A 25584-nucleotide genomic window follows, 5' to 3' on the forward strand; every position below is an offset into this window, starting at 1 on the left:
AGTAACTCGAAACATTTTTTTATTTCTGAAAACTATTTTTACATTTTTTTTGTTCCAATACCAAGAGGAAAGTTAGAGGTACAAGGTTAGAAGAAAGAAAGAAGTTTTTGGTTTGATGATGGGGCTTTGCCAGCATACCCAGATGGGTGTTGTTGTGGTTGGGATTATATCCAATAGCCACTTTTTAAGCACTAACTCAAGCGGTTTTCGATAATTTTTTACCCCCTAAAACTACAACTTTCTAAATGGTCATTTACAATTCCTGTGGCTTGCAAATGGGCATATACTACGGTGGTACCCATAAATTTGAAGCCTCGTTGTTTCAAATCTTTGCTAATTTGGTCAGACAATGGGGTGCTTGATGGCACGTCTGATAATGTTTTTGGGCGGTTGATGAGGGGTTGGTTATTTACAAATTGCCAAAGATATTGGCAAAAGCTTCCAAATTCTTCTTGTATTTTTATAAAAGCAGCAGCATTTGTTACAGCAGCCCTAATTTTTAATTGGTTGCGTACAATTCCTTTGTCTTGAAGTAATTCGGCAATTTTAGTTTCAGAATAATTTTTGATAATTTGATAATCAAATCCATCAAAAGCTTTTTTAAAATGGGCTCTTTTATTTAAAATAGTGAGCCAGCTTAATCCTGCTTGAAAGGTTTCTAAAATTATAAATTCAAACATTTTTTGATCGTCATGTACTGGTACACCCCATTCGGTGTCATGATATTGTTTGTATAATTCGCTCGACAAACACCAAGGGCAACGGTTATTGTTTTCCATAAAAATAAAACGGATTAGAAGGATAAAGCAAGGATTTTATAGCAAACGATTTGGTGGTTTGTTTGAATTTAGTACAATAAAAAAGGTGGAATGAATCCACCTTTTTTGCCCCAAATCTACCATAAATTTAACCTACTATTTTATGATGTTGTAAAAGTAATATAAGCCTATTTAACCTCCAAATAAATTAGGTAACTAACCTAAAAAAACGATAAAATACACATTTTAACATTTTTAATAGGCTCTAGCATCTTTTCCTTCATAAAAATTCATGAAAGCCCTATTCACTACCCTGTTGCCTCCTGGCGTTGGGTAGTTGCCTGTAAAATACCAATCGCCCAAGTTTTTAGGGCAAGCAAGATGTAAGTCTTCAACCGTTTGAAAAATAATTTTTACTTCGGCTTTGATGTCTGCCGAGGTAAGCATTTTTGCAATTTGGTCTGATATTTCTTGAGGTTCAAAAGGGTCATATATTTGTGTTACATAATTAACCATTTCAGCATCTTTCAAGTTTTCTTGAGCCTTGCATTTGTCGTACACTTCTTGTACAATGTGGTACATGTTTCGTTGTTTCAATAGTTCGAGGGCTGCTCTAAAAGCAATTAAACCTTCGAGTTTTGCCATATCAATACCATAACAATCAGGGTATCTAATTTGTGGAGCCGATGATACAATAACGATTTTTTTCGGATTCAATCGATCCATCATTTTGATGATGCTCATTTTTAGGGTAGTTCCTCTAACAATGCTATCGTCTATAATAACCAAATTGTCGTTTGGTTGTATTACGCCATAGGTAACGTCATATACATGTGCTACCAAATCGTCTCTGCTGGCATCTTCTGTAATAAAAGTTCGTAGTTTGGCATCTTTGATAGCTACTTTTTCCATCCGAATTTTTACTTCTAGCAATTCTTGTAGCGTTTCTTTTGTAAGTTTGTTTCGGTTTGCTAAAATATAATTGTTTTTGCGTTGGTTCAAAAAATCTTGAGCTGCCTCTACCATGCCATAAAAAGAAGTTTCGGCAGTATTTGGAATATAAGAAAAAACGGTGTTATCTGTATCGTCATCAATGGCCTTTAAAACGGCTGGCAAAATAAGTTTACCTAATTTTTTTCGTTCTTGATAAATTTCGGCATCACTGCCTCTTGAAAAATAGATTCTTTCAAACGAACACGCTTTTTTGATGGTTGGTGTCAATATTTCTTGTGTACTTACAAGTCCGTTTTTTTTGATAATCAATGCGTTGCCAGGTTCAATTTCTTGTACTTTGTCAAATGCAACATTAAAAACGGTTTGTATTACGGGTCTTTCCGAGGCCACTACTACAATTTCGTCGTCTTTATAATAATAAGCAGGTCGGATTCCAGCAGGATCTCTAAACACAAAGGCATCTCCGTGACCAAGTAAGCCAGCCATGGCATAGCCACCGTCTAAATTTTTTGAAGCACGATGCAATATTTTGGCCAAATTCAAGTTTTCGGCTATATATGGCGAGGCTTCTCTTTTTGTCAATCCTAAATTTTTACACTCTTGATACAGTTGGGTAACTTCATTGTCTAAAAAATGACCTATTTTTTCCATGACAGTTACGGTGTCTGTCATTTCTTTTGGATGTTGCCCTAGTTCGACCAAGCCGTTAAAGAGTTCTTTTACGTTGGTCATATTGAAATTTCCTGCCAAAATCAAATTGCGGTGCATCCAATTATTCTGACGCAAAAAAGGGTGTACGCTTTCGATACTGTTTTTACCAAAAGTACCATACCGAACATGTCCCAAAAAAAGTTCGCCAATATAAGGGATATTGGCTTTTTGCAAAGCGATATCGTTGGCATATTCGGGGTGTTTGGTAAGCTCTTCGTTGATGCGGTCGTTAATTTGAGCAAATACGTCTTGAATGGGTTGTGCCTGGTTTGATCGCACACGACTAATATATCTTTCGCCTGGCTCAACATCCAATTTTATGCTTGCAAATCCAGCACCATCTTGGCCTCTATTGTGTTGTTTTTCCATCAAAAGATACATCTTTTGAACCCCATAAAAAGCCGTTCCGTACTTTTCTTTATAAAATTCAAGGGGTTTTAATAGCCTAATTAAGGCAATGCCACATTCGTGTTTTAATTGATCGCTCATTTAAAATATTGTTTTAAAAAAAAAAGCCTCAAACAAATTGAGGCTATTAGTTATGTATTGGTTTACCTATAATTTATATGTAAGTGAAACGTTAGCAATACTCATTTTTTGTACATTCAAATTTGTGAATTGATTAAAAAAACCAGGATTGATATCTAACTCTCTCATTCCCATAAAATATTTTGCTTCGATTGAGAATTTTTTATAAAAATTATATGAAATTCCAGCTGTTGGTCCATAGTTGAATTCATACAAATAACGATCTGGTTTTGTTGTTTCGCTTTGTACCCAGTCGCCAATGACTCTACTTCTTGTAAAGTGTGCAATATAACTTACTTGTGGCCCAGCAAAAACACCTAATTTTTCGGTAATTTTATAATTGAAAACCAAAGGAATGTTCCAAGTAGATATGGTTAATTTGTGTAACGCATCTAATTGCCATTCAGATTTTGATCTAAAATAATCAATTTCAGGTTGAAACGATAATTTGCTTGTTAAAGGTACATCAACGGCCAATCCAACTTGGTATCCAACAAATGCTCCTTTCCAATCTGAACTATACATGGGTAAATTAACGCCAGATTTTACAATAAATGATGGGTTTTTGTCTTGAGCTAATGCAACGTTACATATCAATAAAACTAATGTTAAAAGGGATAATTTCTTCATCTTTTTTCGTGTGTATTTGGGTAAATTATTTGAATTATTTTTTTTGTAAAAGTATAAATTTTTTTTTAATTTGAATTAATATGAAGTTAATTTTTTGAATTTTTCAAATCGTTTGGCAATTTCTTCAGAATCAAGTTGCAACATTCTTTCTGTTCCAAATTTTTCCACACAAAACGACGCTAAATTCGACCCATGAATAATAGCATTTTTCATGTTTTCAAACGTAATATTATCACTTTGTGCAATGTAACCTGCAAATCCACCAGCAAAAGTATCGCCTGCTCCTGTTGGATCAAACACTTCTTCTAATGGTAATGCTGGTGCAAAAAAGATGTCTTCGCCCTGAAACAACAATGCTCCATGCTCTCCTTTTTTGATAACTACATATTGTGGCCCCATAGTATGAATTTTGGCAGCTGCTTTTACTAAAGAATACTCGCCAGAAAGTTGTCTGGCCTCTTCGTCGTTTATAGTAATTACATCAACACGTTTTATAACATCGAGTAATTCTGGCAAAGCACAATCCATCCAAAAATTCATGGTGTCCAAAACAACTAATTTAGGCTTGGAGGTCAGTTGGTCCAACACACTGCTTTGCACTAAAGGGTGTAAGTTCCCTAGCATGACTACATCGGTATTTTTGAAATTTTCTGGAACTTTAGGCTGAAAATCGGCCAAAACATTCAATTGTGTATCCAAAGTATCTCGAGAGTTCAAATCGTTGTGATAGCGACCGCTCCAAAAGAAGGTTTTACCCCCTTTTACTATCTCAATGGCCGAAATATCAATTTTTCGAGTGCTTAGCAAATCTAAATATTCTTGTGGAAAATCATCTCCAACAACAGATACAATAGCGGCATCTACATTAAAGTTTGATGCTGATAATCCAATATAGGTTCCTGCACCGCCCAATATTTTATCGGTTTTTCCAAAAGGAGTTTCAATGGCATCAAATGCTACTGTTCCTACTATCAATAATTTACTCATTTGAAATAGTTAATTTTTAGGTTGCAAATATAGTTTTTAAGTTTTGTTTTTTAAAACATTTCATCAAAAAATAAATCAAAAAAAGAATTTTGTTTTATTTGAGAAAGGTATTATTTGCAAAATATTTTAAAGATTAAAACTTATGCCAACTTGAAAATTAAATTGGTTATTATAATAATCAAAACCTGTTGCACTGTTGTTGTATCGTGCAATAGGAAAAGCGGCCTCGCTATATACGCCAAAACCGTCTGTAAAGAAATATCTTGCCCCAACGTGGCCACCAAAATTTTTCAAACTTAAATCCAATCCAGGATATACATCTATTTTTGGGTTCAACTTTAAAACGCTTCCTATGTTGGCATTAAAACGTGCTTTCAAATCGACTCTGTCAGAAAATCCAGCTTTTGACCCCAATACCTCTTCTACAGATAGCAAATAACCTGCAACAAAACCATAAGACATATTTTCTCCAATTCCAAAATCTGATGAAACAGTAATTCCTGTTCCGCCACTTTGAAAATTAACACCAACTTGCCCTTTGACATCTCCTTTTCCTTTAAATGCTTGGGCTTGTATTTGACCTATTGCGGCAAAGGTTGCTATAACTACAATTGCTAATTTTTTCATGTTTAAATGGATTATTTAGTTTAAATTATTTTAATTTTGGTGCAAATGTACTGTTTTTTAACTTAATTCCTACCTTTTTCATTAAAATATAATTCACAAAGCGGTTTACTTTGCCAAAATGTTTTGCTATCCACGTCTAAAATGGTGAGTGGCCCCCAAAAAGCCGCTCCAGTATCTATATTCCAAACATTGGCTTTTTGTAGTGGTGTACTGCTTCCAATTCGGGTTACTGGAGTGTGTCCAATGTATATTTCGTCGTATAACAGTAGCCTTTTGGGATAAGTATCGGCATCGGCACTCATTTTGGGGTCTAATGCTAAAGCCATTTCCCATAATGTTCTGTCCCAATAATACATTTTTGAAAAATATTCATTTGCTACTCCGTTTAAGTTTGTAAACCCTGCGTGGATATACAACCTATTTTGAGGATCTATATAATAATCTACTAAGTTTTCTAAAAAGGCAATATGCTGTTGAATGGTAGCACTAGCTACTTTGGCATAGGCCAATACCGTTGCTTCGCCTCCATGCTGAAACCACATTTTGTTGCTTATTTCTTGAGCACCTGATTGCAACCATTCCAACAAAAGTTGGTCGTGATTGCCTCTTATAAATATACAATTATGACTGTTTTTTAGTTCGATCAAAAAATTTAAAACCTCGGGCGACTGGCTCCAACCATCTACATAATCGCCCAAAAACACCAACTGATCCTCTGGGTTTGCATGAGCGAGTTGTAAAACTTCCTGCAACCCGAGTAGCCCTCCGTGAATGTCTCCAATAACTAATGTTCTCATAATATGAAAAGCAATTTGATTAGCCCACAAAAGTCTTGTTTTTAATTCAAATCTGCAACATTTGGCAATGAAATTAAAGGGCATTCTAAATTATTTTGTTTTGCAAAATGATGTAACACAATTTTATTTTAAATAAATTTCATATATTTGCGTGTTAAAAAATAACCTAAATGATATGATGTTGAAATATTAGGCTTTTTTTGGTGAAAAACACAACTATTATAGCATTGTTTTTTGTTGGTTGTAACTACATTAAACTACAAAACGCAATAGTATATAAGAATTATTATAAATATAAATATACATTTATGAACGAAACCAAAAACATTTCTCGCTCAAGGGCTCAAGAATCGTCGGCTGCAATTGAAAGATTATACATTACTATTCGACATTTATTTAATAGAGGTTTTTATAAACCTATGGGAGTTTCGGGCGAAACTTTAAAAGAAGCTTTGTTGTCCTTACGTCCAGAAATTTATGGTTCTATTGCCGACGAAAAAGTAGAGTTAAATGGTTTGTTGTATGTTATAGAACGTTTGCCCGTTGGGATAGAAGAATGTCGTTTTATCAATTTAACATCAGAAGAAGGGTATTCTAAATCGCATTTTCAACCCATAGTGCCTCCAAAACGTCGCAGAAATTGCTATCGCATAGACGAAGAGCAAATGAATATCGTAATTACAAGGGGGCGATCGGATATTTATGATATTTTAACCCATTTGACCTTTATATTTATTGAATCGCACAAGATAAAAGACCGTATTTTATTGGACGAAAATAATAATGAAGTTACTAGAGATTGGCAAAAAATAGAACAAATTGTTATTCAAAATAAAAAATTAACTCAAATAGACAAAGAAAAAGCCATTTCACATTTGTCAAATATTTTGGGTAGAACATTTGAGGAGGTTTTGGATATTTATGATGATTTTGGCACGTTTGAAAAACCCAATCGTTTCCTACATATTATTTACTGGTTGGGCAAACTAGCCATAGAGGAATCTGTTGAAAACAACAAGCGAACCATTACTTTTAGTCCTATTTTAAGAGAACGTTTGGGGCATCATATTCATGGCGAAATTTGGGCCACAAACATCAAAAAAGTGTTAGAAGCCCATCAATTGTTGCAAAGACCTATACATATTATTAGTGCCAATATGCACTCGGTAATGAACTCCTTGTTTGCAACCTATGTACTTAAAACCAAATTTAAAGATAAGTCGGATTTTGATATTTTTGAAGAACTCAGTAAATCTGGTGCCAACGATGTTCGGAACAAGGTAACCGAATTTGCCTCAAAACATGGTATGATAGCAATACCAGACACATCGGGAACTAACATTGATGTACAAATTTTTGATACTGCCAAAATAGATTGGGCAAAATCAGCGTTTCCAAATGCCAAAACGGGCGAAAAGAAACCCGTGATTATTGTAATGGACTATGCTTTTGGAGAACAAGCCTATGAAACGATTGATGAATTATTGAAACCCTACAAGAAAGACATTTTTTTAAATGTCGAATCGGTTTCAATTATGGGCAAAGCCGGAATTTTAGAAGGTGGTAAAGGCGACATCATGATACCTACGGCACACGTAAACGAAGGTACGGCCGACAATTATCCTTTTGAAAACGAATTAACTCCCGAAATGTTTGACGGAAATGATATTCCTGTTTTTGCAGGGCCCATGATAACCGTTTTAGGAACCTCGTTGCAAAACCGAGATTTGTTGAAATTTTTTCATGAATCAACCTGGAAAGCCATCGGACTAGAAATGGAAGGCTCTTATTATCAAAAAGCCATTCAATCAGCATCAAGAATTAGAAAAAGCATTCACCCAAATGTAAAAGTAAGGTATGCTTATTATGCATCGGACAACCCTTTAGAAACGGGAAGTACGCTGGCATCTGGCGGACTTGGAACAACAGGTGTAAAACCAACCTATTTGATCACTATCAAAATATTGGAACAAATTTTCAATATCAATTAATATTTTAAAATGAATACAAACTCAAATTCAACAACCGATCAAGATATAGATTTATCAGTTTTAACTGATAAAGTAAAATCATTTTTTGGTAACATTGCCTTTTCTTTGTTCAAATGTATATTGTTTTTAAAAAACAATAGTCGTGTTTTTGCCTTTTTAATAATAGGTGGAGGCATTTTGGGCTATACAATAGACCATTTTTCCAAATCATACAGACACGAACTCATCGTTACGCCTTATTATGGTAGTGTTGATTATTTGTACACCAAAATAGATTATTTGCAAACCAAAATCAATCAAAACGATCAAGCTTTTTTTAAATCAATAGGTGTACAAGAGGCTGAAAATGTAAATGAAATCGAAGTAGAACCAATAATTGATTTGTACAATTTTATTAATAATGGCACGGCCGGCAATAAAGATGAAAATTCGCAAAATTTTGAAATGATCAAGTTACTTGCCGAAGAAAGCGACATTAATAAAGTGATAAAAGAAAAACTGACCAGCAAAAATTACAACAGACATTTGATTACCATTTCGACCAAAAAAGTAGTTTCTGAAAAAAATACCATAACGCCATTGTTATTGTATTTGAATAATGATGCTTATTTGAATAAAATCCGAGCGATTTATACGGCCAATGTAAAAGATAAAATTCAAAAAAACGAAGAGGTTATCAAACAAATAGATGGTTTGCTCAACAGTTTTGCTGCCACATCAAATAGTACGCAACAAAACAACAAGCTGGTATATTATAATGAAAACACCCAGCTCAACGAATTAATTGCTACTAAAAATGGCTTAATTAGAGATATTGGATTACAAAAAATAGAATTGATTAATTTAGATTATTTTATAAAAGCCACAAGTACCGTGGTTAATTTGAAAAACACCTCAAAGATATACCAGAAAAAAACAATCTTATTGCCAATAATATTTGTAATTGGCTATATACTGTATAGTTTTTTAAGTTTATTTTATAAAAAACAAGCCGCAAAATTAAACCCTGTTTCATAATAAAAAACCAATCAACCCAAAAATGTAATTATCAACATCGTCAGTTTTTGCAAAGTTTAAAACGCTATTTGGATAATTGCAGAATAACCAATAAAAATAAAAACTTACAAATATGAAAGGAATCATTTTAGCAGGAGGCTCTGGCACAAGGCTACACCCCCTCACGATTGCTGTAAGCAAGCAGTTGATGCCCATTTATGATAAACCAATGATTTATTATCCACTTTCAACGCTGATTTGTGCGGGGATTAGAGAAATACTTATAATATCTACGCCACACGATTTGCCTTTATTTAAAAAATTGTTGGGCGATGGTCAAAAATATGGTTGCCGATTTGAATACGAGGTACAAGAACATCCAAATGGGTTGGCCGAAGCCTTTATTATTGGCAAAAAATTTATTGGCAATGATAAAGTAGCTTTAATATTGGGAGATAATATTTTTTATGGTTCCGGATTGGGAAGACTTTTGCAAAACAACAACAATCCAGACGGAGGCATCATTTATGCCTACCATGTTCATGATCCTGAAAGGTACGGAGTTGTAGATTTTGATAACAACGGAAAGGTGCTTTCTATTGAGGAAAAACCTGCTGTTCCAAAATCCAATTATGCCGTTCCAGGCATCTATTTTTATGATAACGATGTAGTGGCTATTGCCGAAAATATACAGCCAAGCCACCGAGGCGAAATTGAAATAACCGACGTAAACAAAGAATATTTGAAAAGAGGCAAACTTAAAGTGAGTATTTTAGACAGAGGAACGGCTTGGTTTGATACTGGCACTTTTGCCTCGCTAATGCAAGCCGCCCAATTTGTACAAGTGATAGAAGAAAGACAAGGACTCAAAATAGGATCTATAGAAGAGGCCGTGTATCGTATGGGTTTTATAGACAAACAACAACTGGAAGCCTTGGCAGCTCCACTATTGAAAAGTGGTTATGGCACACAATTAATGGAAATAGCAAAAGAATCATAATCGGTTAGCAACAAAAAAACATGAATTTTATACCAACAAAATTAGAAGGGTGCTATATTTTAGAACCCCAAATATATCAAGACGAAAGAGGCTATTTTATGGAAAGTTATAACCAACAAACTTTTCAGGCGGGCATCAATCAAGACATAAAATTTGTTCAAGACAATCAATCATTTTCATCAAAAGGAGTTTTGAGGGGGATGCACTATCAAACGGGTATCCATGCTCAAGCCAAGCTCGTTCGGGTGTTGCAGGGCGAGGTGTTGGATGTAGCGGTAGATATTAGGCCAGAATCTAAAACTTTTGGACAATATGTTTCGGTTTTATTATCGGGCGACAATCAAAAGCAGTTTTTTATCCCACGTGGTTTTGCACATGGTTTTTTAGTTGTAAGCGAAACGGCCACATTTTTTTACAAATGCGATAATTTTTACAATAAAGAATCTGAAGGAGGCCTTATTTTTAACGACCCAACAATTCAAATCGATTGGGAATTTCCAACAAGCGATTTGATTATTTCTGATAAAGATAAAATTTTGCCAACCCTTGAAAATGCTCGAAAAATATGGTAGTACTTGTAACGGGTGCCAATGGACAACTAGGACAATCTATGGCCCATTTGTCTGTTAGATATGCACAAATTGACTTTGTTTTTTGTGATTCAAAACAAATGAATATCACCGATTTTGAAGCTGTAAAAGCCGTTTTCAAATCAGTAAATCCAGATGTTTGTATCAATACAGCGGCCTATACGGCAGTAGATAAGGCCGAATCCGACCAGGAAAATGCCATCAAAATTAATGTCAAAGGAGCACAAAATCTAGCATTGGTATGCAAAGAGTTTCACACTAAATTGATTCATGTTTCTACAGATTTTGTTTTTGACGGACAGCATCAAAAACCTTATACCGAAATAGATATTCCAAAACCAACGGGCGTTTATGGACAAACCAAGCTCGATGGCGAACTGGCTATTGCGGCTGTTTTTAGTCAGTATTATATTGTTAGAACTTCGTGGGTATATTCGCAATTTGGCAATAATTTCATGAAAACCATGCTCCGTTTGGGTGCCGAACGGGATACTTTGTCGGTTGTAGAGGATCAAATTGGAACACCTACTCATGCCCTAGATTTGGCAGATGCCCTAATTCAAATGGCTCTTTTTACCGATCAAAATAATGAGTTCCCACAATATGGAATTTACCATTTTAGTAACGAAGGGCAGTGTAGTTGGTTTGATTTTGCTCAAAAAATATTTGAAATCCATCAAATGTCAATTGATGTGAAACCCATCCCAACGCAAAGTTACCCAACACCCGCCAAACGTCCTGCTTATAGTGTTTTGGACAAAACAAAAATCAAAACAGTATTAGGAATTACTATAAAAAACTGGGACGATAGGCTTAAAGAAACCATTTTATAAAATTGTCACAATAAAAAAATCCGCAATTGCTGCGGATTTTTTTTATCTTATGTATAAATGGAACTAATACCAAATATACATATAAAATAGTTCCGTAGCCCAGCTATGCAANNTATATTTGGTATTAAAAATGATAGTATTTTATTTTTTAAAAATATAAAAAATTACTGCTTTTTTTAGTTGAACTAAACTTTCATGATTTCGGCATCTTTTATAGCCAATACATCATCAATTTTTTTAATATAAGCATTAGTAAGTTGTTGCACCTGATCTTCGGCAACTTTACAAACATCTTCAGAAGTACCTTCTTTTTCCAGTTTTTTAATATCGGTATTAGCATCTTTTCGAGCATTTCTTATACCAATTTTAGCATCCTCGGCCTCTGATTTGGCTTGTTTGGCCAAGTCTCTTCTACGCTCTTCAGTAAGTGGTGGCACACTAATAATCACAACATCGCCATTATTCATGGGATTGAAACCTAAATTGGCAATCAAAATGGCCTTTTCTATGGTTTGCAACATCTTTTTTTCATAAGGCTGAATGGTAAGCGTTCGTGCATCGGGCACATTAATGTTGGCTACTTGAGACAAAGGTGTTTGAGCACCATAATAATCAACAAAAACACCGCCCAACATGGCTGGCGAAGCCTTGCCTGCTCTAATGTTTAGAAACTCTTTTTCTAAATGAGCCAAAGTGCCTTCCATGGATTCTTTTGTACTATCTAAAATAAAATCTATTTCTTCTGTCATTTTATATGCTATTTTATATTTTTCTGCAGTTTGTTTTTATATATTCACAATAGTTCCAATATTTTCGCCTTCGCAAATTTTCAATAAATTTCCTTGCTTGTTCATATCAAAAACTACAATAGGCAATTTATTTTCTTGACTTAAAGTAAAAGCGGTGGTATCCATAACATTTAAACCTTTTTTCAAAACGTCTTCAAACGAAATATAATCAAATTTTATGGCCGACTTGTCTTTTTCAGGATCTGCAGTATATACGCCATCTACTCGTGTACCTTTTAAAATGACATCGGCATTTACTTCAACCCCTCGCAATACAGCAGCCGTATCTGTTGTAAAATAAGGGTTGCCCGTGCCCGCACCAAAAATTACAATCCGACCTTTTTCTAAATGTCTAACGGCTCTTCGTTTGATGTATGGTTCGGCAATGGCTTCAATTTTTAGGGCTGTTTGTAGTCTGGTAAGCATGCCTCTATCTTCTAACGCTCCCTGAAGTGCCATTCCATTTATTATGGTGGCCAACATTCCCATATAATCGCCCTGAACCCTGTCCATACCTGAACTAACTCCCGAAACCCCTCTAAAAATATTGCCTCCACCAATAACAATGGCTATTTCTACTCCTTTATCATGTATTTGTTTGATTTCTTCGGCATATTCGGCTAATTTTGATGGGTCTATACCATATTGCAAATCACCCATTAAGGCTTCGCCGCTCAATTTTAAGAGTATTCTTTTGTATTTCATGGTGTGTATCTTGATGGTGCAAATATAATAATATTCTTTTTTTATTATAAAAAAAATGTATCTAAAAATTTGACAACAACAAATAGTCTAATTCCAATATATTTGGTATAAATTTTTACCAAAAAAAAACTGCTCTGTTTTAGAGCAGTTTGCATTTTTTTTGAATAATATTTTGGAAAAGCTTTTGCAAATACTATTGTTGTTTTTTCATTTCTTTTTCAATCATATCATAAAACTCGTCAATTTTTGGCAATACCACAATACGAGTTCTACGGTTTATGGAGCGGTTTTCGGCAGTATCATTGGCTTTTAGTGGGATAAACTCACTACGTCCTGCGGCAATCAATTGAGCTGGATTTACTTTCAAATCTTTGGTCAAAACCCTGATGATAGCAGTAGATCGTTTAACACTCAAGTCCCAATTGTCCAATAATAGAGCATTGCCAGAAAAAGGTACGTTGTCTGTATGACCTTCTACCATACATTCAAAAGTAGGTTTGTCATTAATTACTTTGGCTACTTTGCCCAGAATTTCTTTGGCCCTGTCGCTCACATTATAGCTGCCACTTTTAAACATCAACTTGTCTGAAATGGATATAAAAACCACTCCTTTTTCTACGTTTACTTCGATATCTGGATCAGAAATTCCCACAGAACTTTTCAAGCTCGTTACCAAAGCCAGCGTAACACTGTCTTTTTTAGTAAGAGCGTCTTGCATCCTGCTGATTTTCAAATCTTTCTCTTTGATAGTTTCCAAGGCTTTTTCAATATTCTGAGCCCCTTTTGTAGATAAGGTGGTCATATTGCCCATGTTGTTTATCAAATCGGTATTGTTTTTTTTCAGGTTATCGTTTTGCTCTCTCAAGCTGGTAAGCGTAGCATTCAAACCTGATTTGTCCTCCAAACACGAATTTAATTTTACGGTTGCGGTGTTCAACAAGTCCTGAATTTCTTTGTTTTTGGTTTCAAGTTCCGCATATTTCTTTTTAGATACACACGAAGTCATCATTGCAAGGGCCGAAAGGCAAATAAAAATTTTTTTCATTTCAGTAAATTTAGTTTATAGCTATGTGAAGCAACAAATTATTAAAAATGTTGCCAAAATATCATATAAGGCATCATGCAAAAATACATTTTTTTATAAACTGAAATGCTTTTTGAAGCGTTAATTTTTTGTGAAAAATATAAACGGGGGGGTTATTAGTTAAATACTACATTCAATTAGTAAGTTATTTATTTACGAAATTTATGAAAAAACTTAATTTATTATATTGGCTTTTATATACAATACAATAAAAGTTGGCTCAGTATTTGCTTCAATAATTACTGATTTTTCAACAATCCCAATATCTCCTTTTTTTGCAACAAAAATAGTTTTTATTTGAGAATTTGTATTTGGTTTGATAATTGTATCACTAATGTTTGCTAAAGTGCAACCACAACTTGTTTTTACATTTTTTATTTTTATAATGTCATTAGATAAATTTCTTAAATAAAAAGTGTTTCTAGCGGTATCACCGACTTTTATATTTCCCAAATATTTTATTTTCTCTACATCAAATTGTACAATCTTTTCTGTCTTATTTTTGCAAGACAATAAAACAAGTAAAATAATAATAAATATGTAATTATTTTTCATTTTTAATTAAGTTGTAAATATTATTATAATTTTCATTGTTTTTTATATTTAAACTGCCAAAATATTTTATTTTTCTATCTTTCCCAACAATTATATAGTTTGGTACACTATTAAAACCTAATTTTGAGAAAATTGATTGGTCGCAATAATAATTTGTGAATGTGAATCCTTTTAAATATTTTTCGCTAACTAGAACATCGTTCCAAGAGTTATAAATATTAATTGAAATAAATTCAATTTGATTATCATTTTCAAAATCATTTTTAACTTTTTCAAATTTAGGAAAAGCATCAATACAATTACCACAAGTTATACTCCATAAATCTATAATTAATATTTTATGACCGTTTTGAATATTTACTTTTTTACCAAACTTATTTTTGATATTCAACTCTGGAAATTCTTTGTTAATATTATCATTTTTATTATAAATAGAGTAGTATAGATTTAACATGTCGCTATAGCAATATATAGATAAAGTAAAAAAAAACACATAAATTAACAATATGATTTTTTTCAAATGGTTGTATTTATGAAGAAATAACCCTGTTGAAGTAGCAATAACATAAATATAATAACCCAAAACGCCAGGCATGGCTATGTTAAGATATATACCACAAATTACAGTGAATGATAATATAACGAAGGGAATAAAAATTAAAAACAAACCCAATTTTTTAAAAGGGTTTGTTTTAATTAAATAATATGTGAAAAATACATTTATAACACCCGTAGTAATAAAATTAGCATATAAACCATGTATTCGACCAATAAAATTAAAGTAATATAAGACAAGTAATACAATAATAAAAGATAACTTGGGTTTCATAAATTTTAATTTTAAAAACATTTTGGGTTTTTTAATTTTTTTAACATGTAATTAGTAGTAAATAAAACATTTACCGTTACAATCAAAAAACATTAGGAATCCACATCCGCCCCAATTCTGTGTAGGTTCACAGTCTGAACGTCTACAAGTTCCAAGACCAGAACAAGACCAGATAGAACCAATATTACATGTACATTTAGATTTTGGGCCAACAATATTATTTTCTAACACAATTTCTCTAGAAATTATTTGATCATTACTTTTATTTGAGAGTGTATAAAAATTATTGTAAATAAATTCTTCAGAAAATACTGCTATTGATTTTTTAAGGAATGTTTTTATATAAACATTTTTAAAAATCTCTCGATTGTCATTCATAGAATCATTATTAAATAAACTAACACTCAATTGACTTTTTAAATCGTTTAATAAATTCAGTTGCTGTTCTGTTAGTTTATCATTATGAATAATTTTTGTCAATCTATCATTCCAAATTTTAAATTTATCTTCTTTGCTTAATAAGTTATACATTATTTTTTGTGAAATAATGTTTTTTTCTTTCAACACTTCGTTTATTTTTGTATTTACTATTTGAGCACTATTTTGAGAATTCGCATTTTCATTATCAGAACACGAAAGAAATGTAAACATGATAAAAGCAAATAAAAACATTAATTTTTTCATGATTGTAAAGTTTTACGCCCAGTTATAAAACTTGGGCAAGTTAATAAAAAGATTTTAGTTTAACAAAGTTTTTTCTCGAGATAATTTGTTGAGGCAAATATCAAATTAACTTTTGGGTAAAAAAACAACTTATACGAAATAAATTATACTTTTAGGAAAAATATTTATACTTTTGCGACAATAACAAATTCATTAAACCATGGAAAGTAATATTATAGCTAAAAAAATTAAAGAAATAAGGTTAGAAAAGAAAATATCTGTTGAAGATATTGCAGTAGCTTTGAATATTTCAGCTAATGCCTATCGTAAAATTGAAATGAATTACACTAAACTCACAATTGACAGGTTATATGATATCAGTAAAATATTAGAAGTTAGTACTGCACAACTATTGGATATTGCTACCAAAGAGGTTTATAAACAGGAAAACAAAGATAATGCCACGGGGTATTTGCAAAAGATTGAACATTTTTATCATGAAAATAAAGAACAACATGAAAAAATGATAGCTTTATATGAAGCACGACTTAAGGATAAAGATTTGGTTATAGAACAGTTGCTCCAAAAGCAATCTTAATGATTATTTTTTATGGTATTTTAAATTTATTAAGCTGAAAATTGTATTTGCTAGCTGAATCTAGCTAACTTTGACACTTATTTATTTGTATAAGTCTGGATTAAACAGTATCTTTGCAGCCAAATATTGGACCAACCTCTGGCGAAACCCGTGAATGTTGAGCTGATAAAACATTAAAATACTAAAAAAATGGCAGATTTATTGAAATTCGTACAAGACGAATTTGTTACTAAAAAAGATTTTCCAGTGTTTGGAGCTGGAGACACAATCACCGTGTATTATGAAATTAAAGAGGGTGAAAAAACAAGAACACAGTTTTTTAAAGGTGTTGTAATTCAAAGAAGAGGTTCTGGACACACAGAAACTTTTACGATTCGCAAAATGTCTGGAGCAATAGGAGTGGAGCGTATTTTTCCAATCAATTTGCCAGCGTTGCAAAAAATTGAAATCAACAAAAAAGGTGCTGTTCGTAGAGCAAGAATTTTCTATTTTAGAAACCTTACGGGTAAAAAAGCTAAAATTAAAGATAAAAGAAGATAAACACTATTTGCTATCGAAAATAGGAAGCGTTATGCCACAAACAAACACAACACTTCCAAAAGCGATATCGATAACAAATAAAGCCTCAACATTGTTGAGGCTTTTTTTTGATATTTTTTAAAAACAATTTTTATAGAATTGATAATTAAGGGATTGTATTTTAAGAAATTCACAATTCAAACGATATAGTGAGCCAAATCATTATTTTTTCAATAAAATTATTTATCTTTGTCCACTAAAAAAATTAAAAAATAAACCAAAAAAGAAACAAAAATATGGCAAAAATTAAAGTAGCCCATCCTGTGGTAGAATTGGATGGCGATGAAATGACAAGAATTATTTGGGCTTTTATCAAAGAAAAATTAATCTTACCTTATTTAGATTTAGATATTAAATATTATGACTTGGGTATAGAAAGCCGTGAAGCTACTAAAGACCAAGTAACTATTGACTCTGCCGAGGCCATAAAAAAATACAATGTAGGAATTAAATGTGCCACTATTACCCCAGACGAAGAGCGAGTAAAAGAATTTGGACTTTCAAAAATGTGGAAATCGCCAAATGGTACAATTCGTAACATTGTGGGAGGTACAGTATTTCGTGAGCCTATTATTATGAGCAACGTTCCAAGATACGTTCAAGGTTGGACAAAACCTATCGTTATTGGTCGTCATGCTTTTGGCGATCAGTACAAAGCTACAGATGTTGTTGTAAAAGGAAAAGGCAAACTAACAATGACTTTTGTTCCAGAAAATGGCGAAACCCAATCATGGGAAGTATATGATTTTGAGGGCGATGGTGTGGCCATGTCTATGTACAACACAGACGAAAGCATTTATGGATTTGCACACTCTTCGTTTCAAATGGCTTTGACCAAAAAATGGCCTTTGTATTTATCCACAAAAAATACAATATTGAAAGCTTATGATGGAAGATTCAAAGATATTTTTGAAGAAGTATATCAAACAACATACAAAGCTGATTTTGAGGCCAATGGCATGATATACGAGCACCGTTTGATAGACGATATGGTGGCTTCTTGTATGAAATGGAACGGAGGATTTGTATGGGCTTGTAAAAATTATGATGGCGATGTGCAGTCGGATACGGTTGCTCAAGGTTTTGGATCGTTGGGTCTTATGACATCTGTTTTGGTAACACCAGATGGTAAAACCGTAGAGGCCGAAGCAGCTCATGGAACAGTAACCCGTCATTATAGAATGCACCAACAAGGCAAAGCTACTTCTACAAATCCAATTGCTTCTATTTTTGCATGGACAAGAGGTTTGGAGCACAGAGGCAAATTAGATGACAATCAGGCACTTATAGATTTTTGTACCACACTAGAACAAGTTTGTATAGACACTGTTGAAAGTGGTAAAATGACAAAAGATCTTGCAATGCTTGTAAAACCAGAAGGACTTACAGAGGCTGACTACCTAACAACTGAAGGATTTTTGGAAGCCATCAAAACAAATTTGGATGCTAAACTAGCATAAATATTTTTTATAAAAGGTTAAAAAAAACCGTTTTCTTTATTGAAAACGGTTTTTTATTTATATCAAACACTCCTATAAAAGAGGCTAATCTATGGGTTCTTTTTTGCTAAAACGAGTCAAAAAAATAGATCCGTAGCCCTTGCTAAGCTACGATTTTTTTGACAATTTTATAAAAGAGTTTGGTATTATTTTTCTAAAGCAAAACGTCGAGCAACTTCGACCCAATTGATTACATTAAAAAAAGCTTCGATATAATCAGGGCGACGGTTTTGATAGTTCAAGTAATAAGCATGTTCCCATACATCCATACCCAAAATAGGAGTACCGCCACAACCTACTCCAGGCATAAGGGTATTGTCTTGATTAGGTGTACCACATACGTCTAATTTGCCCCCTTTGTGTACACAAAGCCAAGCCCATCCAGACCCAAATTGTGTAGCACCCGCCTTTGCAAACTTGGCTTTAAACTCTTCAAAAGTTCCAAAATCTCTTTCAATAGCGGCTAACAAATCACCTGTTGGCAATCCCCCACCGTTTGGCGACATTACTGTCCAAAACAAGTTGTGGTTATAAAAACCACCTCCATTGTTGCGAACCGCAGCATTGTTTTTGTCTAAATTGATTAAAATATTTTCTATCGTTTTGCCTTCCAAATCCGTTCCCGCAATGGCTGCATTTAAGTTGGTGGTATAAGCATTATGATGTTTAGAATGGTGAATTTCCATTGTGCGTGCATCAATGTGTGGCTCAAGCGCATCATACGCATAAGGTAATTGAGGTAATTCAAATGCCATAATTAATTGTTTTTAGGTTTATTAAATTTTATTCAAAATTAAGCAATATTATTTGGATTCAAAATACAGTTGAGATAAAATTATGATAAAATTAGCAATTGTGTTGTAGTACAATATAATACACAGCTTTTTTGTTAAAAAAATAGTTTTTTGATATAGTAAGAAACAGCATTACATAAAACATTTAACACAACAAAATCAAGAGGAACAGATACTGCATCGTGAAACAAATCCAAACAAACAACCTATTTTGTATGCCTTTGTGATAATTGTTACACATCATAAGGAGGCACTGTGCTAACTTTACCAATTTTCAGACAACATTTTTTAATGATTGCTTCACACCCTGAACAACATCATTAACTAAGAAATAATTTTTTATCAAAATGAAAAAACTAATTTTCAGCAATTGGCATTTTATGCGTTGGGTACGTTTGGTAGCTGGTTTGGCTATGGCATACCATGCTATTAGTACGGAGTCGTATTTTTTCTTATTTTTTGCAGGTTTTTTTTTAATACAAGCACTATTTGATATAGGCTGTGGTGCTAACGGCTGTAGTGTACCAAAATCGAATTAATACAAGTTTATGGAACAACAAATCAAACAACTCATCGAAAATAGGGATGCTATATTGATCAATTTCAAGGCGGCAACCTGCGATCCATGCGAAATGATTACACCAACGCTTCAGCAAGTAAAAAAGGCTATTGGACAACGTGTAGCGGTATATACCGTGGATATTGATGAGGTACCTCATTTGGCTAATCAATACCATATCCATTCTTTGCCTATGTTGGTTTTGTTTTTTGAAGGGGAAAAAGTGTGGCAATCTACGGCTGTATTGTCTAAAGAAGCCATAATCAAAAAAGTGTTAGATTATACACATTAAGCGAAGGTTCATTAAAAGACCGTGTTTGCTTTAGGGATAGTATTGGAAATCTTTTAGAAGCCAGCCCCCAAAGGAGGAGTTGTAATGCACGAATATAGTATCTGAATGTGGTAATCAAAAAAGATTATTTAACAATATAATATTTCTTTTGGAGTTCAATGAACGTTGTTTGCAACGGATAGCCCGACCCTTGGGGAACGCCCAAAAAGTTATTTGTTGATGACATGCTGTTTTTTTTGTGTGTGGTGTACCATTAAACGGATATTTGATTTATGAAAATTAGAATTTTCTTGTTACTATTTTACGTAATGACTTTGACAACTTTGCCGTCTGTTCGAGCTATCAAGTTATGGATGGGCCATTCGTGCGAAAAAATGGAGCTAGACAAACCAGATTGTGAAAAAAGTAAATTTATTATGAGTTTACAATTTAATCCGATGCAAATTATAAATGAATTCTTTTTTCATTCTATTTCTTTTTATGATTTACACAATACACCTACGAAAAAATCGTATTACGAAACCCTTTTTATTCAAAAATACCAACATAATATTTGGCATCCACCTAAATTTTTCATTCCATCATGACGTTTAATTTATTTAAATTCGTATAATAAAATACGATTTAACTTATTATTTATTTTAAAATGAAAAAAATTTCTCAATTGCTTTTGGTGCTATTTTGTTTGAGTACAAAGGCACAAACTACTTTTAATTATGATGTAGTTTTAACTCCAATTTCTGTTCCAAATTTACCAGGATTGCATTCGTATGCCTTTGGTCAACACAATGGAAAATGGTTGATTATCGGTGGAAGGAAAGACGGGATTCATGCTCGTCAACCCTTTAATGCCTTTCCAAATGCACAAAATAATTCGACTATTTATGTGGTTGATGTGGCAACCCAACAAGTTTGGACGGCTTCTGTAACTGCTTTATCCACAGGACTTAAAGAACAATTACAAGCTACAAATTTTAATTTTTATCAAGACGAAGACACGTTGTATATTTCGGATGGCTATGCTTTTTCGGCAACGGCAAATGATCATAAAACGTTTGCTAATTTAACAGCGGTTGATGTTCCCAATTTGATAGCTGCCATTGTTGCAGGCACTTCAATTACGCCTTATTTTAAACAAATTACCCATTCAAATTTTGCGATAACAGGAGGGCAACTGGGTAAAATTGGGTCCACATTTTATTTGATAGGAGGGCATCAATTTGACGGCAGATACAACCCAATGAATCATCCTACTTTTACACAAACCTATTCCAATCAAATACGAAAATTTTCTATCAATAATTCGGGAAACAGTTTGAGTTTTTCCAATTATGAAACGGTAACCGATGGGGTTCATTTGCACCGAAGAGATTATAATTTGGTACCACAAGTGTTTCCAGATGGAACATTGGGCTATACGATTTCATCAGGCGTTTTTCAAGTGTCATTTGATTTGCCATTTTTGTATCCAGTTGATATTAAAGCAGATGGGCATTATCCACAGACCAATTTCAATCAATATTTGAGTCATTATCATTCGGGGAAAGTGGGATTATATGATGCGACTTCCAATGAAATGCACAATTTATTTTTTGGAGGTATGAGTCAATATTATTATAATGGAAGCACCTTGATTCAAGATGACAATGTGCCTTTTGTGAAAACAATAAGTCGTGTGAGTAGAAATGGTTCTGGAGCCTTATTTGAGTATAAATTACCGATAGAAATGCCTAATTTAAAAGGCTCAGGTGCTGAATTTATACCAAATAAAAACGTACCTCATTATAGCAATGAAGTGATTCAATTGGCAGCAATTTCAGAAGATGAATTTGTAATTGGTCATATCTATGGAGGCATATTAAGTAGTTCCATTTCTGCCTTTACCGACAATCAAACCTCGAACACCTCCGCAGACCCAACGGTTTATGAAGTGAAATTAGTAAAAAATGAAACTTTGAGCACTGCAGCTATTGATGGGAAAAATCCGTTTAAAGTTCGGTTTTCACCAAATCCAACCACAAAAGATACGATTCAATTGGGATTTGATATGCCCTACGCTGCCACAGTTAATTATATGATCACTACATTAGACGGGAAAGTAGTTGAGGAAGGGGAAATAGAATCGATTCAGGCAGGAAAAACGACTATGAATTTTAGCCTTGCAAAAGCGAAAAATGCCAATATGGTTGTGGTTACTTTTATATTTGATGGAAAATTTTATGTTTCGGAGAAGATAATCAAAGTAAATTAACCATAAAAAAGGCTGATATTTATTTATCAGCCTTTTTTTAATTATTTTAGGTTCTAATAAAAAAAATCTTAATAATTAATAAAAAATAATAAATCTTATTTTTGGTTTCTATTCAAATGTTTTTTAATTCAAAAAAAAATGTGCACTTAAATTTCTTATGAAAATATAGCTTCTTATTTTTCAAATAAAAATGACAAAAATTGGATTATTTGCAACTGGTATTCAACAAACTGATCTAAAAATGAGCCGTACTTGCACAACAAAGACTGTTTTTAGTTTTACAGTAGGCCTTAAATATATTTAATGACGTGTAATAAAGTCAAATTTAAATTAATTTTTTTTGAATTTCAAGTGGTTTTAGTCGTCATTTTAGGTCAACTTTTTTTTGATAAGAAAAAAAATCAAAAAGCCTTTGAGTTCAATCACTTGGCATTCCATGATAAACTAGCTATTGGAAAAAATTATTATTAAAAATGATTCAAAATACAGAAATTATAATTAAAAACTATTACTATATCATGATAAACATTGTATCTAATGCGTTAAGCAAGGGTTTAAATGCTACCTTTGTCTTATCTAATATTAATACATTATAGCATGAAAAAAGTAATTCTATTAACAACTTTATCAGTTGCCTCGTTAGGTATGGCACAACAAACAGGAAAATGTCCTGTTACAGGAATGTCTGGAGCTTCAGAAAAAGAGGGAGCTGGCCATGAAAAGCATGTTCCTTCGGATGGTAAGGGTACTACTCATTCCAAGAGTAACAAAGAATGGTGGCCCAACCAATTGAATTTGGATGTATTGCGTCAAAATTCTAGTTTGTCCAATCCAATGGGTGCAGAGTTTGATTACGCAAAAGAATTTCAAACATTGGATTACAACGCTTTAAAGAAAGACTTGCAAGACTTGATGACACAATCTAATGATATGTGGCCTGCCGATTTTGGAAATTATGGCCCTTTATTTATTAGAATGGCTTGGCACAGTGCTGGAACCTATCGTTCTGGAGACGGACGTGGTGGGTCTAGAGCTGGACAGCAGCGTTTTGCCCCTTTAAATAGCTGGCCAGACAACGTAAACTTGGATAAAGCCAGAAGATTGTTATGGCCAATTAAACAAAAATACGGAAGCAAAATTTCATGGGCAGATTTAATGATTCTTACAGGAAATGTAGCGTTAGAATCAATGGGTTTCAAAACGTATGGTTTTGCTGGAGGTAGAGTAGATGTTTGGGAACCAGAGTCTAACGTATATTGGGGTTCTGAAAACAAATGGTTGGATCATGCAAGAAGCATTGACGGGGATTTAGAAGATCCGTTGGCTGCAACTCAAATGGGATTGATTTATGTAAACCCAGAAGGGCCTGCAGGAAATCCAGATCCGCTTTTGGCCGCCAAAGATATTAGAGAAACATTCGGAAGAATGGGAATGAATGATGAAGAAACTACCGCTTTGAATGCAGGTGGCCATACTTTTGGTAAAACACACGGTAAAGGCCCTGCTAGTAACGTTGGCGCAGATCCAGAAGCTGCGGGTATAGAAGAGCAAGGTTTAGGATGGAAAAGTGCCTACAAATCTGGTAAGGGTACCGATGCCATTTCGTCTGGATTAGAAGTTACTTGGACTGCAACACCAACACAATGGAACTTTGGGTTTTTCAAAATATTATATGATAACGAATGGGAATTAACCAAAAGCCCCGCTGGTGCTCACCAATGGGTAGCTAAAAACGGAAAAGCTATCATTCCTGATGCTTTTGACAAATCTCAAAAACATTTACCTACTATGCTAACAACGGATTTATCGTTTCGATTTGATCCTGAATATGCAAAAATATCAAAACGTTTTTATGATAATCCGAAAGAATTTGAAACAGCATTTGCAAAGGCTTGGTTCAAATTAACGCACCGTGATATGGGGCCAAAAACTACTTACCTAGGGCCAGAAGCTCCAAAAGACGATTTGATTTGGCAAGACCCAATTCCTGCTTTAAATCATGAAGTAGTAAACACGAATGACATCAAAGCATTAAAAGCAGCAATTGCAAAATCTGGTTTAACTCTAAGCGAAATGGTAGCAACAGCTTGGGCATCAGCATCAACTTACCGTGGTTCTGACAGAAGAGGAGGCGCAAATGGAGCAAGAATCCGTTTAGAGCCACAAGTAAACTGGGCTGCAAATAACCCAAAACAACTTGCAAAAGTGTTAGCAAGTCTTGAAAAAATACAGAAAAATTTTAATGCAAAAAGTGCTACTAAAAAAGTATCTATGGCCGATTTAATTGTATTGGCTGGAGTTTACGGAGTTGAAACAGCTGCTAAAAATGCAGGTTACACAGTTCATGTACCTTTTACAGCAGGAAGAATGGATGCCACACAAGAGCAAACAGACGTACAAGGTATGGCAGTTTTGGAGCCAACAGCTGATGGTTTCCGTAACTATTTAAAAACCAAATATACCGTTGCAACAGAGGCATTATTGGTTGATAAAGCACAATTATTAACTTTAACTGCACCAGAAATGACAGTTTTAGTGGGTGGTTTACGTGCAATGAACGCTAATTTTGATGGTGCTAAGCATGGCGTTTTCACTAAAGAAAAAGATAAATTAACCAATGATTTCTTTGCTAATTTATTGGATATCAATACCACTTGGACTGCTATTGATGACTCAAAAGAGGTTTTTGAAGGAAAAGACAGAACAACTGGTGCTGCAAAATGGACAGCTACTCGTGCCGACTTAATTTTTGGTTCAAACTCAGAGTTACGTGCTTTGGCTGAAGTATATGGAAGCAACGATGCAAAAGCAAAATTTGTAAACGATTTTGTTGCCGCTTGGAACAAAGTCATGATGCTTGATTTTTTTACAGCAAAAAAATAAAAAAATCACATTAAATACCAAAAGCCGCCTCCGTTATGAGGCGGCTTTTTTATGAATTGCAAATTTAAAATCTATCTCAAATCAAAATTAACAATAGGTTTGT

Annotated in this window: 26 protein-coding genes; 13 read left to right on the plus strand and 13 right to left on the minus strand. The window is 33.6% G+C overall.

The window, feature by feature from the left end:
• Positions 1 to 218: 218 nt before the first annotated feature.
• The 6 genes from B0A58_RS03465 to B0A58_RS03490 all read right to left on the minus strand — a co-directional run bounded on the left by B0A58_RS03465 (position 219) and on the right by B0A58_RS03490 (position 5992).
• Positions 219 to 779 carry a DNA-3-methyladenine glycosylase I gene (locus B0A58_RS03465; protein WP_014085386.1) on the minus strand — a complete coding sequence of 187 codons (561 nt, stop codon included), beginning with the start codon at positions 777 to 779 and terminating at the stop codon, positions 219 to 221.
• A 234-nt stretch (positions 780 to 1013) separates the two neighbouring features.
• Complete coding sequence (locus B0A58_RS03470) at positions 1014 to 2912, minus strand: amidophosphoribosyltransferase (RefSeq protein ID WP_014085385.1); 1899 nt, start codon at positions 2910 to 2912, stop codon at positions 1014 to 1016.
• A gap of 66 nt (positions 2913 to 2978) precedes the next feature.
• Positions 2979 to 3581, minus strand: a complete 603-nt coding sequence (locus tag B0A58_RS03475; RefSeq protein WP_089079904.1) for a porin family protein — start codon at positions 3579 to 3581, stop codon at positions 2979 to 2981.
• Between the two features lie 75 nt (positions 3582 to 3656).
• Complete coding sequence (locus B0A58_RS03480) at positions 3657 to 4568, minus strand: PfkB family carbohydrate kinase (protein WP_014085383.1); 912 nt, start codon at positions 4566 to 4568, stop codon at positions 3657 to 3659.
• Positions 4569 to 4694: 126 nt separating this feature from the next.
• Positions 4695 to 5195, minus strand: a complete 501-nt coding sequence (locus B0A58_RS03485; RefSeq protein WP_089079905.1) for a DUF6646 family protein — start codon at positions 5193 to 5195, stop codon at positions 4695 to 4697.
• 62 nt (positions 5196 to 5257) lie between these two features.
• The gene (locus B0A58_RS03490) at positions 5258 to 5992 is read right to left on the minus strand and encodes a metallophosphoesterase (RefSeq protein WP_089079977.1); all 735 of its coding nucleotides are present in this window, start codon (positions 5990 to 5992) and stop codon (positions 5258 to 5260) included.
• A 308-nt stretch (positions 5993 to 6300) separates the two neighbouring features.
• Between B0A58_RS03490 and B0A58_RS03495 the strand changes: the two genes are divergently transcribed.
• The 5 genes from B0A58_RS03495 (at position 6301) to rfbD (ending at position 11402) form a co-directional block, all read left to right on the plus strand.
• The gene (locus B0A58_RS03495) at positions 6301 to 7983 is read left to right on the plus strand and encodes a DUF6909 family protein (protein ID WP_014085380.1); all 1683 of its coding nucleotides are present in this window, start codon (positions 6301 to 6303) and stop codon (positions 7981 to 7983) included.
• 9 nt (positions 7984 to 7992) lie between these two features.
• Complete coding sequence (locus B0A58_RS03500; RefSeq protein ID WP_014085379.1) at positions 7993 to 9000, plus strand: hypothetical protein; 1008 nt, start codon at positions 7993 to 7995, stop codon at positions 8998 to 9000.
• A 112-nt stretch (positions 9001 to 9112) separates the two neighbouring features.
• Positions 9113 to 9979 carry a glucose-1-phosphate thymidylyltransferase RfbA gene (gene rfbA / locus B0A58_RS03505; protein ID WP_014085378.1) on the plus strand — a complete coding sequence of 289 codons (867 nt, stop codon included), beginning with the start codon at positions 9113 to 9115 and terminating at the stop codon, positions 9977 to 9979.
• A 20-nt stretch (positions 9980 to 9999) separates the two neighbouring features.
• Complete coding sequence (gene rfbC, locus B0A58_RS03510) at positions 10000 to 10551, plus strand: dTDP-4-dehydrorhamnose 3,5-epimerase (RefSeq protein ID WP_014085377.1); 552 nt, start codon at positions 10000 to 10002, stop codon at positions 10549 to 10551.
• Positions 10545 to 11402 carry a dTDP-4-dehydrorhamnose reductase gene (gene rfbD / locus B0A58_RS03515; RefSeq protein WP_089079906.1) on the plus strand — a complete coding sequence of 286 codons (858 nt, stop codon included), beginning with the start codon at positions 10545 to 10547 and terminating at the stop codon, positions 11400 to 11402. Before rfbC ends, rfbD begins: the two co-directional genes overlap by 7 nt.
• Positions 11403 to 11587: 185 nt before the next feature.
• On the opposite strand, the gene frr is transcribed toward rfbD, so the two are convergent.
• The 6 genes from frr to B0A58_RS03545 all read right to left on the minus strand — a co-directional run bounded on the left by frr (position 11588) and on the right by B0A58_RS03545 (position 16047).
• Positions 11588 to 12151, minus strand: a complete 564-nt coding sequence (gene frr, locus B0A58_RS03520) for a ribosome recycling factor (protein ID WP_089079907.1) — start codon at positions 12149 to 12151, stop codon at positions 11588 to 11590.
• A 36-nt stretch (positions 12152 to 12187) separates the two neighbouring features.
• Positions 12188 to 12895 (minus strand): UMP kinase, encoded by a 708-nt coding sequence (gene pyrH, locus B0A58_RS03525; RefSeq protein ID WP_089079908.1) that lies wholly within the window; start codon positions 12893 to 12895, stop codon positions 12188 to 12190.
• A gap of 193 nt (positions 12896 to 13088) precedes the next feature.
• A complete protein-coding gene (locus tag B0A58_RS03530) occupies positions 13089 to 13940 on the minus strand; it encodes an OmpA/MotB family protein (protein WP_014085373.1) in 852 nt (283 codons plus the stop codon).
• Positions 13941 to 14153: 213 nt separating this feature from the next.
• On the minus strand, positions 14154 to 14534 hold the full coding sequence (locus B0A58_RS03535) for a DUF1573 domain-containing protein (RefSeq protein ID WP_089079909.1): 381 nt from the start codon (positions 14532 to 14534) through the stop codon (positions 14154 to 14156).
• Positions 14524 to 14988 (minus strand): TlpA family protein disulfide reductase, encoded by a 465-nt coding sequence (locus B0A58_RS16245; protein ID WP_133063065.1) that lies wholly within the window; start codon positions 14986 to 14988, stop codon positions 14524 to 14526. The genes B0A58_RS03535 and B0A58_RS16245 overlap by 11 nt, the downstream gene beginning before the upstream one ends.
• A gap of 426 nt (positions 14989 to 15414) precedes the next feature.
• Positions 15415 to 16047 (minus strand): bacteriocin fulvocin C-related protein, encoded by a 633-nt coding sequence (locus B0A58_RS03545; protein ID WP_089079911.1) that lies wholly within the window; start codon positions 16045 to 16047, stop codon positions 15415 to 15417.
• A gap of 199 nt (positions 16048 to 16246) precedes the next feature.
• On the opposite strand from B0A58_RS03545, the gene B0A58_RS03550 reads away from it, so the two are divergent.
• The 3 genes from B0A58_RS03550 (at position 16247) to B0A58_RS03560 (ending at position 18663) form a co-directional block, all read left to right on the plus strand.
• A complete protein-coding gene (locus B0A58_RS03550; RefSeq protein WP_089079912.1) occupies positions 16247 to 16624 on the plus strand; it encodes a helix-turn-helix domain-containing protein in 378 nt (125 codons plus the stop codon).
• 189 nt (positions 16625 to 16813) lie between these two features.
• Positions 16814 to 17164: a 50S ribosomal protein L19 gene (rplS, locus tag B0A58_RS03555; protein WP_014085367.1), complete on the plus strand. Its 351-nt coding sequence runs from the start codon at positions 16814 to 16816 to the stop codon at positions 17162 to 17164.
• A 275-nt stretch (positions 17165 to 17439) separates the two neighbouring features.
• Positions 17440 to 18663: an NADP-dependent isocitrate dehydrogenase gene (locus B0A58_RS03560; RefSeq protein ID WP_014085366.1), complete on the plus strand. Its 1224-nt coding sequence runs from the start codon at positions 17440 to 17442 to the stop codon at positions 18661 to 18663.
• 185 nt (positions 18664 to 18848) lie between these two features.
• Here B0A58_RS03560 and B0A58_RS03565 read toward each other — a convergent pair whose 3' ends face one another.
• A complete protein-coding gene (locus B0A58_RS03565; RefSeq protein WP_014085365.1) occupies positions 18849 to 19457 on the minus strand; it encodes a superoxide dismutase in 609 nt (202 codons plus the stop codon).
• A 386-nt stretch (positions 19458 to 19843) separates the two neighbouring features.
• Here B0A58_RS03565 and B0A58_RS03570 point away from each other — a divergent pair, with 386 nt between their 5' ends.
• From B0A58_RS03570 to katG, 5 genes are all read left to right on the plus strand, one after another.
• On the plus strand, positions 19844 to 20035 hold the full coding sequence (locus B0A58_RS03570) for a hypothetical protein (RefSeq protein WP_089079913.1): 192 nt from the start codon (positions 19844 to 19846) through the stop codon (positions 20033 to 20035).
• A 9-nt stretch (positions 20036 to 20044) separates the two neighbouring features.
• On the plus strand, positions 20045 to 20347 hold the full coding sequence (locus B0A58_RS03575; RefSeq protein ID WP_089079914.1) for a thioredoxin family protein: 303 nt from the start codon (positions 20045 to 20047) through the stop codon (positions 20345 to 20347).
• 272 nt (positions 20348 to 20619) lie between these two features.
• Positions 20620 to 20934 (plus strand): hypothetical protein, encoded by a 315-nt coding sequence (locus B0A58_RS03580; RefSeq protein WP_133063066.1) that lies wholly within the window; start codon positions 20620 to 20622, stop codon positions 20932 to 20934.
• Between the two features lie 59 nt (positions 20935 to 20993).
• Positions 20994 to 22598 (plus strand): hypothetical protein, encoded by a 1605-nt coding sequence (locus B0A58_RS03585; RefSeq protein ID WP_089079915.1) that lies wholly within the window; start codon positions 20994 to 20996, stop codon positions 22596 to 22598.
• Positions 22599 to 23195: 597 nt separating this feature from the next.
• On the plus strand, positions 23196 to 25481 hold the full coding sequence (gene katG, locus B0A58_RS03590; RefSeq protein ID WP_089079916.1) for a catalase/peroxidase HPI: 2286 nt from the start codon (positions 23196 to 23198) through the stop codon (positions 25479 to 25481).
• Positions 25482 to 25584 lie beyond the last annotated feature (103 nt).

This window comes from Flavobacterium branchiophilum NBRC 15030 = ATCC 35035 (assembly GCF_002217205.1).
Taxonomy (GTDB): domain Bacteria; phylum Bacteroidota; class Bacteroidia; order Flavobacteriales; family Flavobacteriaceae; genus Flavobacterium; species Flavobacterium branchiophilum.